The 11,152-nt window shown below is 64.1% G+C and carries 13 protein-coding genes; 6 read left to right on the forward strand and 7 right to left on the reverse strand.

Annotated features, from left to right (window positions below; genetic code table 11):
- Position 1 precedes the first annotated feature (1 nt).
- The 3 genes from WCJ41_RS03690 to WCJ41_RS03700 form a co-directional block, all read right to left on the reverse strand.
- A complete protein-coding gene (locus WCJ41_RS03690) occupies positions 2 to 1,753 on the reverse strand; it encodes an amidohydrolase (RefSeq protein WP_336904480.1) in 1,752 nt (583 codons plus the stop codon).
- A gap of 75 nt (positions 1,754 to 1,828) precedes the next feature.
- Positions 1,829 to 3,289: a GMC oxidoreductase gene (locus WCJ41_RS03695; RefSeq protein ID WP_336904481.1), complete on the reverse strand. Its 1,461-nt coding sequence runs from the start codon at positions 3,287 to 3,289 to the stop codon at positions 1,829 to 1,831.
- A gap of 9 nt (positions 3,290 to 3,298) precedes the next feature.
- Complete coding sequence (locus WCJ41_RS03700) at positions 3,299 to 4,186, reverse strand: branched-chain amino acid aminotransferase (protein WP_336904482.1); 888 nt, start codon at positions 4,184 to 4,186, stop codon at positions 3,299 to 3,301.
- Positions 4,187 to 4,330: 144 nt separating this feature from the next.
- On the opposite strand from WCJ41_RS03700, the gene WCJ41_RS03705 reads away from it, so the two are divergent.
- The 4 genes from WCJ41_RS03705 to WCJ41_RS03720 are packed head-to-tail and all read left to right on the forward strand — an operon-like array spanning position 4,331 to position 7,342.
- Positions 4,331 to 4,834, forward strand: coding sequence for a MarR family transcriptional regulator (locus WCJ41_RS03705; protein ID WP_336904493.1), 504 nt, complete (start codon positions 4,331 to 4,333; stop codon positions 4,832 to 4,834).
- The gene (locus WCJ41_RS03710; protein WP_336904483.1) at positions 4,824 to 5,507 is read left to right on the forward strand and encodes a response regulator; all 684 of its coding nucleotides are present in this window, start codon (positions 4,824 to 4,826) and stop codon (positions 5,505 to 5,507) included. Before WCJ41_RS03705 ends, WCJ41_RS03710 begins: the two co-directional genes overlap by 11 nt.
- Positions 5,508 to 5,523: 16 nt before the next feature.
- Positions 5,524 to 6,864: an ATP-binding protein gene (locus WCJ41_RS03715; RefSeq protein WP_336904484.1), complete on the forward strand. Its 1,341-nt coding sequence runs from the start codon at positions 5,524 to 5,526 to the stop codon at positions 6,862 to 6,864.
- A gap of 7 nt (positions 6,865 to 6,871) precedes the next feature.
- On the forward strand, positions 6,872 to 7,342 hold the full coding sequence (locus WCJ41_RS03720) for a hypothetical protein (protein ID WP_336904485.1): 471 nt from the start codon (positions 6,872 to 6,874) through the stop codon (positions 7,340 to 7,342).
- A 406-nt stretch (positions 7,343 to 7,748) separates the two neighbouring features.
- On the opposite strand, the gene WCJ41_RS03725 is transcribed toward WCJ41_RS03720, so the two are convergent.
- From WCJ41_RS03725 to WCJ41_RS03740, 4 genes are all read right to left on the reverse strand, one after another.
- Positions 7,749 to 8,084, reverse strand: a complete 336-nt coding sequence (locus tag WCJ41_RS03725; protein ID WP_336904486.1) for a tRNA-binding protein — start codon at positions 8,082 to 8,084, stop codon at positions 7,749 to 7,751.
- Positions 8,085 to 8,091: 7 nt separating this feature from the next.
- Positions 8,092 to 8,910 carry a pyrroline-5-carboxylate reductase gene (proC, locus tag WCJ41_RS03730; RefSeq protein WP_336904487.1) on the reverse strand — a complete coding sequence of 273 codons (819 nt, stop codon included), beginning with the start codon at positions 8,908 to 8,910 and terminating at the stop codon, positions 8,092 to 8,094.
- A 16-nt stretch (positions 8,911 to 8,926) separates the two neighbouring features.
- Entirely contained in the window at positions 8,927 to 9,430 is a 504-nt protein-coding gene (locus WCJ41_RS03735; protein WP_336904488.1) for a YbjN domain-containing protein, read from the reverse strand.
- A 189-nt stretch (positions 9,431 to 9,619) separates the two neighbouring features.
- Positions 9,620 to 9,898: an accessory factor UbiK family protein gene (locus WCJ41_RS03740; RefSeq protein WP_336904489.1), complete on the reverse strand. Its 279-nt coding sequence runs from the start codon at positions 9,896 to 9,898 to the stop codon at positions 9,620 to 9,622.
- Positions 9,899 to 10,018: 120 nt separating this feature from the next.
- Here WCJ41_RS03740 and lgt point away from each other — a divergent pair, with 120 nt between their 5' ends.
- Together lgt and WCJ41_RS03750 are read left to right on the forward strand one after the other, a co-directional pair.
- The gene (gene lgt / locus WCJ41_RS03745; protein WP_336904490.1) at positions 10,019 to 10,855 is read left to right on the forward strand and encodes a prolipoprotein diacylglyceryl transferase; all 837 of its coding nucleotides are present in this window, start codon (positions 10,019 to 10,021) and stop codon (positions 10,853 to 10,855) included.
- On the forward strand, positions 10,842 to 11,152 hold a 311-nt coding region (locus WCJ41_RS03750; protein WP_336904491.1), incomplete at its 3' end, for an SAM-dependent methyltransferase. The genes lgt and WCJ41_RS03750, both read left to right, overlap by 14 nt.

An 11,152-nucleotide genomic window follows, 5' to 3' on the forward strand; every position in this document is an offset into this window, starting at 1 on the left:
CTCACTTGCTCTCGAACACCGTGTTCCCGTCCTTGATCGTCTCCAGCACCTTGATGTCCTTGATGGTCTTGGGGTCGACCTTCAGCGGGTTCTCCGCGAGGATCACGAGGTCGGCGAGCTTGCCTTGTTCCAGCGTGCCCTTGGTTGTCTCTTCCCTGATCTGATAGGCCGGATAGGCGGTGACAGCCTTCAGCGCCACATAGGGGCTGATGCGCTCGTCAGGCCCCACCACCTGACCCGTGGCCGTGGTGCGGTTCACCGCGGCGTCGACAAGCGCCAGCACGTCGGGACGCGGCAGGACCGGCGCATCGTGGTTGAGCGAGAACTTGATGCCCATCTTCTCCAGCTTGTTCATCGGCATTGAGGCCGCGGCGCGCTGTTCACCCCAGAAGTAGACGGCGGCTTCACCGCCCAGCGGCAGCGAGCCCACGGTGAAGGTCGGGAAGGCGCCCACCTTCTTCATGCGTTCGATCTGGTCGGGGCGCATGTAGGTGGCGTGGATGAACACCGGACGGCTGTCGTGCACGCCATGAAGTTTCTCGGCGCGCTCCACCGCCTTCAGGGCCTGCTCTGCCGCGGCATCACCATTCATGTGCATGTTGAGCTGGATGCCGGTTTTCCAGAAACGGTCGAAGGCGCCGTTCACATAGTCGTCCGGCACCTGCTGGAAACCGCGGTAGTCGCCCTGCTTGTCGGGCGGGTTGTGGGCGTAGGCCTCGCTGAACCACGCCGTGGGGATCGACCCGTCGAGCCACAGCTTGATGCCGCCCAGCCGCACCCGGTTGATGTAGCGCTTGTCAAGGTCGGGCCGCGCCGCCAGCAGCTTCTTCGCGGCGTCCTCGTTGTTCACGTCATATTCGGACGACACTGCATAGGCGGCGGCGAGCACGTCGTTCACCGTCGAGTCCTTGGCGCAGAGATAAAGGTCGATCGGCAGCAGCTTCTTGTCGATGGCGTTGCGGATGATGTCGATGTCGTCCTTGCCGAGGCCCACGCCGCATTCCTGCGCGGTGGTCTGGCCATAGCTGGCCCACAGCGACGCGCCGTTGATGGCCACGTCGTCAGCCAGCTTGCCGGTGAAGGACGGGCGCTGCTCGCGCACCGCGAACAGGGCAGTTTCCTCCAGGGGCCCCGCGAGCGAGCCATCGGCATTGCGGGCATAACTGCCGCCTTCCGGATCCTTGGTGCTGGCGTCGATGCCGAGGATCTTGAACACGCCGCTGTTGCCCGCGCCATTGTGGCCCGAGTTGTCCACCACCATGATCGGGCGGTCCGGCGAAACTTCGTTGAGTTCCGCCGCCGTCGGGTGGCGGTTCTCCTTCAGCATCGGCACCGAATAGCCAAAGCCCACGATCCAGTCGCCCGGTGCGGTCTTCGCGGCCTGCGCCTTCATGCGCTCGATGAGTTCGGGGATGGATTTCACGCCGACGAGGTCGGCATCGACCATGTTCTTGCCGTAGTAGATCATGTGGCCGTGGCCATCGATGAAGCCCGGCAGCAGCGTATGGCCTTGGAGGTCGACGAGCTTCGTGGCATCGCCCTTCAGCTTCAGCGCCTCGTCTTTTGATCCCACGAAGGCAATCTTGCCATCCTCGACCGCCAGTGCCTCGGCATAGCTCGGGTTGGTGCTCGCCATGGTGAGGATGTCACCATTGAAATAGATGGCGTCGGCGTTACCGTCCGCTGCACTTGCAAGCGACGTGGTGGAAAGCAGCAGTGCTCCAAACAGTCCAGGCAGCGCGAACCTTGGCATGACGGGTCTCCAGAAGATCGGATTTGCGCGCTTACTGCCCCAGAATTGCCCCAGGTTGCAAGTCGGTGAATCTACCTAAGCGCGCGAATTGAGAATGCAGTCCGCTGCCTTCTCCGCCACCATCATCACTGCCGCATTGATGTTGACCGTGATGAGCGACGCGAAGACCGAGGCATCGACGATGAAAAGTCCCTCGATGCCCATCACCTTCAGCTCTGGCGTCACAACGCGCCCGATCGCCGCCGTGCAGCAAGGGTGATAGACCGTCTCGCAGACGCTGCGGATATAGTCGCGCCATTCTTCATCGGTCTGCACGCCCGGGCCGGGGTGCACCTCCGCCCGCAGCAGCGGTTGCATGGCCTTCGTCTGTCCCAGCTGGCGCGTCAGCTTCAGGGCCTTCACCAGCAGCTCGAGGTCAGCCGGATCGGCGAAGTAGTTGAGGTCGATCACCGGCTTGTCCGCCATGCTGGGGCCCGAGAGGCGGACCTGGCCCTCGCTCGTCGCGCGCGTCACGTTGGGCGAGGCCTTCACGGCGGGGCCATTGGTGGCCAGCCGTCCATCATCGTATTTCTCGCGCACCCGCAGGCCAAAGTGGAACAGGATGTCGGGCGCGGGCGCATCCTCTTCGAGCTGCAGCATCATCGTCGCCTCGAAGGGGCAGATCTCCCAGCCGGACACGGCCTCATGCGTCTCCCACACCACGGGTGCTGCCACATGATCACGCAGGTGCTGGCCGAGGTGCGGCATGTCGCGGATCACGTCGATGCCATGCGCCTTCAGCTGCGCGGCAGGCCCGAGGCCCGACACCATCATCAGCTGCGGCGTCTGGATGGAACCTCCCGCCAGAACGACCGCACGCGCCGCGCGGATCTCGCCGCGTGATGTTCGCGCACCCACGGCCCTGCCATTCTCGATGATGAGGCGCGTGGCCATGCACTCAGTCCACACCTCGAGGTGCTTGGGCAATGCGGCGATGGGATGGAGATAGGCCACGGAGGATGATTGTCGTGTGCGACCTTTTGCATTGAGCGGGAACAGTCCCACGCCCTGCCGGACGTGCGCGCCGAAATCCACTTCGTCCAACCCGAGTTCGAGCCCTGCCTCGATGAAGCGGCGGCTCGCCCGGTGGCAGGGGGCTGTCTCGATGGTGATGGTGTTGATGATGCGCTGCCAGTATTGCGCCATGGCGGCGCCGTTCCAGCCCGTGGCGCCGAGGCGCTCCCATGCATCGAAGTCGGAATCGGGCGGGCGGATGAAGGCGCAGTCATTGTGGTTGGCGCAGCCACCCAGCAGTTTCGCGCGTGCATAGTTGAGAAGGGGAGGAGAGCCCGGCAGCGGGGCTGCGCGGAAGCCCCAGTCATAGTCCGGCGTCTGCTCGTCCAGGCGCTTCAGGTCCACCGCCGCGGGGTCGCCCTCGTCGGACTTGCCGGCTTCCATGAGGATGATCCGGCCAGACGTCCGGTCAGCAAGGCGGCGGGCGACGACGGCTCCGGAGGAGCCGCCGCCGATGATCAGGTAATCGCAATGCGTGGTCACGTGACCGGTTCATGCCGCCTTGGACTTCGGCCGCACCGCGTTGGTGTAGGCGTCCATCATGGTGCGGCTGATGTTGCCGGGCTTGAAGCTGTAGGGGCCGATCTCGGCCACCGGCGTCACTTCCGCCGCGGAGCCGACGATGAAGCACTCGTTGAAGCTCGAAAGCTCGTCGGGCATGATCCGCCGCTCGATGATCTCGAGGCCCTGTTCCTTGGCGAGTGCAATCACCGTCTGGCGGGTGATGCCGTTGAGGAAGCAGTCGGCGATCGGCGTGTGGATGGCGCCATCGCGCGTGAAGAAGATGTTGGCGCCGGTGCATTCGGCAACGCGGCCCCGCCAGTCCAGCATCATGGCGTCGGCATAGCCCTTCTTCTCCGCCTTGTGCTTGGAGATGGTGCAGATCATGTAGAGGCCGGCGGCCTTGGCATGAACCGGCGCACAGGCGGGGTCAGGGCGGCGATAATCCGCGATGTCGAGCTTGATGCCCTTCATCTTGGTCTCGGGATCGAACATCGAGGGCCAGGCCCAGGTGGCGATCGCCACGTGGATCTTGTTGTGCTGAGCTGACACCGCCATCATCTCGGAGCCGCGCCACGCCACGGGGCGCACATACTGGTCGCCGCCGCCGTTGAGCGCCACGACCTTGTCCTTGGCCGCGTTCAGTTCCTCGATCGAATAGGGGATCTCGAAATCCATGATCTCGGCGGACTTCTTGAAGCGCGTCGAATGCTCGGTGGTCTTGAAGATCACGCCGTCATAGGCGCGCTCGCCCTCGAACACGGAGGAACCATAATGCAGACCATGGGTCAGCACGTGGACCTTGGCTTCCTTCCACGGCACGATCTCGCCGTTGAACCAGATCCAACCGTCGCGCTGGTCAAAGGAAATGCCCGCCATGGTGTCGTGCTCCTGTCCGGTATAAGGGTCATGCCAAGGGCCGGAATTTCCGGCCTTTCGCGCCCATTTTGCATTTTGAACTGGCCAAGCGTAGCCAGCCGGGGTAAATATGTCAATATGGCTGACGTAATTTCTGCCCAAGGAATGGGCGATCATCCCCTGAGCGAGCAGGACACCGTTGCGCTCATCGAGTTGATGTTCTTTGCCTACCGCGATTTCGTGTCCGACCCGGACGAGATCCTGGGGCAATATGGCTTCGGCCGCGCGCATCACCGCGTTTTGCACTTTGTCGGCCGCGACCCGGGCATGACGGTGCAGCAGCTCCTCGACATCCTGCAGATCACCAAGCAGAGCCTCGGCCGCGTGCTGAAGGAGCTGATCGACAAGGGCTACGTCTTCCAGAAGGAAGGCGAGACCGACCGCCGCCAGCGCCTGCTCTATCTCACCGAAGCCGGCGAGGAACTTCGCCAGCGCCTCATGGGCCCGCAGATCAATCGCATCCGCCGCGCCGTGGCGCTGCCCGAGGGCAGTGCCGCGCATCTCTACCGCAAAGTGCTCTATCACATGGTCTCGCCCGCCAACCGCGAAGCGGTGCGCGACTGGATCGACCGCGCCAGCCTGTTGGGCGAGCCCACAGATGGTGGATGATCTTCCCCACATCCTGGTGGTCGACGACGACCGCCGCATTCGCAACCTGCTCCAGGCCTATCTCATGGAGAATGGCTTCCGCATTTCCGTTGCCGGCAGTGCGGGGGAAGCGCGCGAGCACATGCGCATCGTGGCCTTCGACCTCGTGGTGCTCGACATCATGATGCCGGGCGAAACCGGCCTTGCCTTCACCGAGTGGCTGCGCGGCGAGGGCAATCCCGTGCCGATCCTCATGCTCTCGGCACTGGCCGAGACGTCTGATCGCATCACGGGGCTGGAAACCGGCAGCGACGACTACCTCGCCAAGCCCTTCGAACCGCGCGAGCTGCTGCTGCGCATCCGCGGGCTTCTGAAGCGGCAGGAGCAGACGGCGCGCGCCCAGCCTGAAATTGCCTTCGGTCCCTTCATCTTCCACATCGGGCGCGGCGAGTTGCGCAAGGGCGCAGAGCTCATCCGCCTCACCACGCGCGAGCGTGAGTTCCTGCGCACGCTGGCCGCCAATGCCAATACCACCGTGGCGCGCGGTGACCTGGCGCCCGAGGGCTCGGAGGAGGGCGCACGCAGCGTCGACGTGCAGATCAACCGCCTGCGCCAGAAGATCGAGGACGATCCCTCGAACCCGGTCTATCTCCAGACGGTCCGCGGTGCGGGCTATGTCCTGCACGCCGACTGAGCTAGGCTAAAGCGCGATGGCACAGAACTGGCTCTACAGCCGCTTCAACACCTTCCTCGAGCGCTACATGCCCGAGGGGCTGTTTCCGCGCGCCCTCATCATTCTCGTGGCCCCGGTCGTGCTGCTGCAGACCATCATGACCGGCCTCATCCTTGAGCGCCATTTCGAGAACGTCACCAGGCTTCTCGCGCGGTCCTACGCGCGTGACGTTTCCATGCTGGTGCAGCTCTATGATGACTCCGACAAGAGTGCCGCCGCCGAGGCCCGGATCGAGAAGCTCGCCAACAACACCCTCGGCCTCGGCCTCACCGTCCAGCGCGGAGCCTTGCCGGAACCCTTGCCACAGCCTTTCTTCTCGCGTGCCGACACACGCCTCACGCGTGAGTTCACCGTGCAGATGAACCGCCCCTTCTGGCTCGACATCAGCCAGCAGCCGGATTTCGTCGAGGTGAAGGTGCTGGCAGCGCCCAACACCATCTTCGACTTCCGCACCAAGGGTGAGCGCACCTTCGCCACCTCCACCGGCTTCCTGCTGGCGCTCATGCTGCTGTCCTCGCTGCTGCTCCTTGGCATCGCCACCATCTTCCTCAGGAACCAGATCCGCCCGATCACCGATCTTGCCCGCGCCGCGCAAAGCTTCGGCACCGGGCGTGACCTCGGCGTCTTCCGCCCGCGCGGCGCGCGCGAGGTGCGCGCTGCGGGCGTCGCCTTCCTCGACATGCGTGACCGTATCGCCCGCCAGGTCGAGCAGCGCACCACCATGCTGGCGGGCGTCTCCCATGATCTCCGCACCATCCTCACCCGCTTCAAGCTGGAACTCGCCGTGCTGGGCGATGGCCCCAAGGTGCAGCCCTTGAAGGAAGACGTGGACGAGATGCAGCGCATGCTTGAGGCCTACATGGCCTTCGTGAAGGGCGACGCGGGCGAGACACCGCAGGAGGTGGAGCTTGCCGCCCTGGTGCAGAACGCCGCGCGCGCCTGCCGCGAAGGCACCTGCGAGATCGACGTGCCGCAGGGCCAGTTGGTGCGGGTGAAGCCCAACGCCTTCGGCCGGCTTCTCGCCAACCTCATCGGCAATGCGGTGCGCTACGCGAAAACCGTGAAGGTGACGGCCAGTGTGGCGGACCACATGCTGACGCTGCTGGTCGACGACGATGGCCCCGGCATTCCGCCCAACAAGCGGGCGGATGCCTTCCGCCCCTTCGTTCGCCTCGACAATGCCCGCAACCTCGACGAGACGGGAACCGGGCTTGGCCTCGCCATTGCGCTCGACATCGCCCACGCGCATGGTGGCGAACTGACATTGCAAGATAGTCCGAAAGGCGGACTTCGCGCGCGCGTGCAAATTCCTGTATAGGTGACGAATGATGGATTATCGCCTCGACCCGCTCTGGCTCAAGATCAACATGATGAATGCCGATGGCATGCAGGCCTTCGCGCCCCTCATGGAGATGATGCAGAAGCAAATGGGCCAGAACGCCGAGATGACGCAGCGCGTCATCGAGGAGTATCGCAAGTTCCTGTTCCTCGCCATGCGCGCCGGCCACCAGGTGATCCCGCCCGGCCCCGTCAACGATGCCTGGATGATGCATCTCCAGAACGCCCAGAACTACTGGGAGAACCTGGGGCAAATGATCACCGAGCGCCCCACGGCCCAAGGCATGGACGCCAAGAACTTCTCCAACATGGCCGACGGCTGGAAGATGACGCTCGAATCCTACGAGAAGATCTTCGGCCAGAAGCCCCCCATGGACATCTGGGGTCAGGGCCCTGCCACGGAAAACCCGTGGATGCAGGCCATGAACAACTGGAAGAAGATGTTCGGCATGGGCTGAGCGCTGCAGCCCCCGTGCAGTGCGGTTCCATGACTTCACCTTCGCCCGGCTTGACCGGGCGATCCTTTTTGTGGCCGCTGAAAAAGATGCCCGGGTCAAGCCCGGGCAAGGTGAGAGTAACGTGGCAATGATGATCGCCACCCAAGCACGCAACCACGCCATTGCTCACTCCTCATAACCTCCCTCACAACGCAAAAACGCGGCCGTAGCCGCGATGACGTCACTCGATACATTTCGGGAGTATGCGCCTGTCTAGCACATCGAGCGCGCGCTGTCAAGGACTAAATTCCCCATCCCGCACGCTCATCATGCCCGGGCTCGACCCGGGCATCCTTTTTCCGAAGCACCAAATGAGATCGCCGGGTCAAGCCCGGCGGTGATGAGCGCTCTCGAATAGTTGGCGCCGCTAATACATCTTCCCGCCATTCGGAACGGCACGTTCCACAGTCACCAGCACCACGTCGCCATCCCCGTCGGGGAAGCCCAGCGTCAGCACTTCCGACATGAACTTGCCGATCTGGCGCGGCGGGAAGTTCACCACCGCCGCCACCTGCCGGCCCATCAGCGTTTCGGGTGTGTAATATTTCGTCACCTGCGCGGAGGTCTTCTTCACGCCGATCTCCGGCCCGAAGTCGATCCGCAATTTGAAGGCGGGCTTGCGCGCTTCCGGAAAGGCTTCGACGTCCACGATGGTGCCGACGCGAATGTCGACCTTCTGGAAATCATCAAAGGTAATGGTCATGGCGTCCTCAGCTGGCCAGTTCGCGCGAACGGCGCAAGGCGGCGGCCACCGCCTTCTCGAACAGTGGCCCCATGCCATCTTCCGCCATCAGCACCTGCAGCGCTTCAAAGGTCGTTCCCTTGGGCGAGGTCACGTTCTGGCGCAGCACGGCGGCGTCCGTGCCCGACTGGCGCATCAGCTCGCCGGAGCCGGCAACCGTGGCGCGCGCCAGCTGCGTGGCGAGGTCCTTCGGCAGCCCGATCTTTTCGCCCGCCGCCGCAAGGCATTCGGTGAGGTAGAACACGTAAGCGGGGCCTGAGCCCGACACGGCCGTCACCGCATCGATCATCGCCTCGTTGTCCAGCGTCACCACTTCGCCCACCGCTTCCAGCAGGGTGCGGGCCAGTGCCAGTTGCGCGGGCGACACATTGGCGTTTGACGCCATCGCCGTGATGCCGCGCCCGACGGCGGCAGGCGTGTTGGGAATGGTGCGGATCACCGCAGCATCAGCACCGAAATGGCGCTCGAATGAGGCGATCGTCTTGCCCGCCGCCACCGAGAGCACCAGCGGCTTCGAGGCTTTCAGCGAGGCAATGCCCGGCAGCACGTCCTCCATCAGCTGCGGCTTCACCGCGATGATCACCACCTCGGCATCCTTGATGGTAGAGACGTCAGGGTTCAGGCGAATGCCGTGGCGCTGCAGCAGCGCCTTCATCTCCGGCGGTGGTGCAGGGTCCAGCGCCACGATGTGCGTGGGGTCGGCCCCGCCCGCCAGCCAGCCTTCCAGCATGGCGCCGCCCATCTTGCCGGCACCCACCAGCACCAGCGTTCCGGTGAGCTTCACCATTGGGCTTCACCCCCCATTACGCTTCACCCCAGGTATCGATCATGGCGGACTCCAGTGCCTGCTCCGCCGGCTGGCCTGCCCAGACGACGAACTGCACGGCCGGAAAATAGCGCTCGCAGGTGTCCACCGCAAAGCGGATCAGCGCCTCGCACTGGGCGTCATTGGCCTCGGCATTGCCGCTGAGCAGCAGGTTGTTGCGAAACACCAGGCTGCCGTCCAGGTGCCACAGGTCGAAGTGCCCGACGAGCAGCTGCTCGTTGATGCGCGCCAGCAGCTTCGCCACTTCGTCGCGGCGGGTGGAGGGCACCTTCATCTCGAGGCTCACGGCCACATGCAGGATTTCGAATTCATCGCGCCAGTTGAGCGAGATGGTCATGTCGCTCCAGCCGCCCGAAACTTCCATCGTCACTTCACGGGCGTCAGTGCGCGAAACAGCCCAGTCATAGGCTTCGGCGATGCGCTCGACCCGGTCGAGCGGATTGCTGAGCTCATTTTCGCGTTCAAGGGCCTCGAGGGCCATTCTCATTCCTCCGCTGGCTGACGAATCATCCGTCGAGCCACGGGAAGGAAATTGCCCAACACATTGAGTCGCTTCAAGAGTCGGGCCGGAGGAACAGGTGATTCCTCCACAGGGGAATGATTTTTTTCCGCAATGGTTGCAGAAACGATTGCGCGCCTGTGGATGACCTTGAGTCAGTAAGCGCCGGGCTCAGTCGGCGCGCGAGTCGGAAGCCCCGCTGGTGCCGAGCTTTGCCTCGAGCGCCGCGATTCGGGCGAGCAGTGCCTCGTTTTCCTCGCGGGCCTTGGCGGCCATGGCCTTCACGGCCTCGAATTCCTCGCGCTTCACCAGCTCCATGTTGTTGAGCACGCGCTCCATCTGCGACTGGACGAGGGTGTCCACCTCGCGGCGCACGCCCTGGGCAGCCCCGGCCGCGTTGGTCATCAGCTTGGCCAGTTCGTCGAAGAAGCGGGTCTGCGTCGTGGTCATGGCGGTATTCCTCTCTGGAAACCCTAGCTATGGGTTTTGGGCGCCGACTTCAAGATGCCGCCTTGCCGCGCCCGCCCGCCGCCTTGACGGGGCAGGGCCCAAAGCCCAGTGTCCGCCGCCATGAATCCCCAGGCCGCCATATTTGCCGTCCTGCCCTATCCGGCCATCGATCCGGTCATTGTCCAGTTTGGACCCTTCGCGGTGCGCTGGTATGCGGTGGCCTATATCGTCGGGCTCGTCTTCGCCTCCTGGTACATGAAGCGGCTGGTCTCCACGCCCCGCCTGTGGGGCGGCCAGAAACCTTCCATGACGGTGCCGCAGGTCGATGATTTCTTCATCTGGTCGGTGCTGGGCGTGGTTCTGGGGGGGCGGCTTGGCTACGTGCTGTTCTACAAGCCCCTGTTCTACGCCTCCCACCCCCTCGAAATCCTCAAGATGTGGGATGGCGGCATGTCGTTCCACGGCGGCTTCCTGGGCGTCGTGGTGGCCTGCCTCCTGTATGGCAGGTCAATCGGGACCAGCCTCGACCGGATGCTGGACCTGGGTGCCGCCTCGGTGCCCGTCGGCCTCGGTCTCGGGCGGCTCGCGAACTTCATCAACGGTGAGTTGTGGGGCCGACCGACGGACCTGCCCTGGGGCATCGTCTTCCCCCATGATGCGCTCCAGATGCCGCGTCACCCCAGCCAGCTTTACGAGGCGATCCTTGAGGGCCTCATCCTCTTCCTCGCCGTCCGGATCGGCACGCATCGCTATGGCGCGCTGCAGTATCCGGGCCGCGCCTCGGGCATCTTCGCGCTGGTCTATGGCCTGTCGCGCATCCTCGCCGAGTGCTTCCGCGAGCCTGATGCCTTCCTCGGCTATTTCGGCGGTTTTCTCACCATGGGTATGATCCTGTCGCTGCCGCTCTGCGCAGTGGGCATCTGGTTGCTGCTGAGGTCCCGTCATGAGCCCGCTTGAGCAGTTCCTCGCCGATGTGATCGCGCTGGAAGGCCCGTTGCGGATCGACCGCTACATGAGCCTTTGTCTCGGCCACCCCCGACACGGCTACTACATCACGCGCGACCCGCTGGGAGACAAGGGCGATTTCATCACAGCACCCGAAGTCAGCCAGGTCTTCGGCGAGCTGATCGGCGTCTGGGCCGTCGGTGTCTGGTCCGCCATGGGCCAGCCCCAAGCCTTTAACCTCGTCGAGCTCGGCCCGGGGCGTGGCACGCTGATGGCCGATGTGCTGCGCACCGTGCGCAAGGTCGCCCC

It is taken from the genome of Aestuariivirga sp. (assembly GCF_037139295.1).
In the GTDB taxonomy this organism is placed as follows: domain Bacteria; phylum Pseudomonadota; class Alphaproteobacteria; order Rhizobiales; family Aestuariivirgaceae; genus Aestuariivirga.

What these genes read in the sequence shown, in the direction of transcription:
- WCJ41_RS03690 (WP_336904480.1), bottom strand. Translation starts at nt 1,753, where the DNA reads ATGCCAAGGTTCGCGCTGCCTGGACTGTTTGGAGCACTGCTGCTTTCC.
- WCJ41_RS03700 (WP_336904482.1), bottom strand. Translation starts at nt 4,186, where the DNA reads ATGGCGGGCATTTCCTTTGACCAGCGCGACGGTTGGATCTGGTTCAAC.
- WCJ41_RS03705 (WP_336904493.1), top strand. Translation starts at nt 4,331, where the DNA reads ATGGGCGATCATCCCCTGAGCGAGCAGGACACCGTTGCGCTCATCGAG.
- WCJ41_RS03710 (WP_336904483.1), top strand. Translation starts at nt 4,824, where the DNA reads ATGGTGGATGATCTTCCCCACATCCTGGTGGTCGACGACGACCGCCGC.
- WCJ41_RS03715 (WP_336904484.1), top strand. Translation starts at nt 5,524, where the DNA reads ATGGCACAGAACTGGCTCTACAGCCGCTTCAACACCTTCCTCGAGCGC.
- WCJ41_RS03720 (WP_336904485.1), top strand. Translation starts at nt 6,872, where the DNA reads ATGATGGATTATCGCCTCGACCCGCTCTGGCTCAAGATCAACATGATG.
- WCJ41_RS03725 (WP_336904486.1), bottom strand. Translation starts at nt 8,084, where the DNA reads ATGACCATTACCTTTGATGATTTCCAGAAGGTCGACATTCGCGTCGGC.
- proC (WP_336904487.1), bottom strand. Translation starts at nt 8,910, where the DNA reads ATGGTGAAGCTCACCGGAACGCTGGTGCTGGTGGGTGCCGGCAAGATG.
- WCJ41_RS03735 (WP_336904488.1), bottom strand. Translation starts at nt 9,430, where the DNA reads ATGGCCCTCGAGGCCCTTGAACGCGAAAATGAGCTCAGCAATCCGCTC.
- WCJ41_RS03740 (WP_336904489.1), bottom strand. Translation starts at nt 9,898, where the DNA reads ATGACCACGACGCAGACCCGCTTCTTCGACGAACTGGCCAAGCTGATG.
- lgt (WP_336904490.1), top strand. Translation starts at nt 10,019, where the DNA reads ATGAATCCCCAGGCCGCCATATTTGCCGTCCTGCCCTATCCGGCCATC.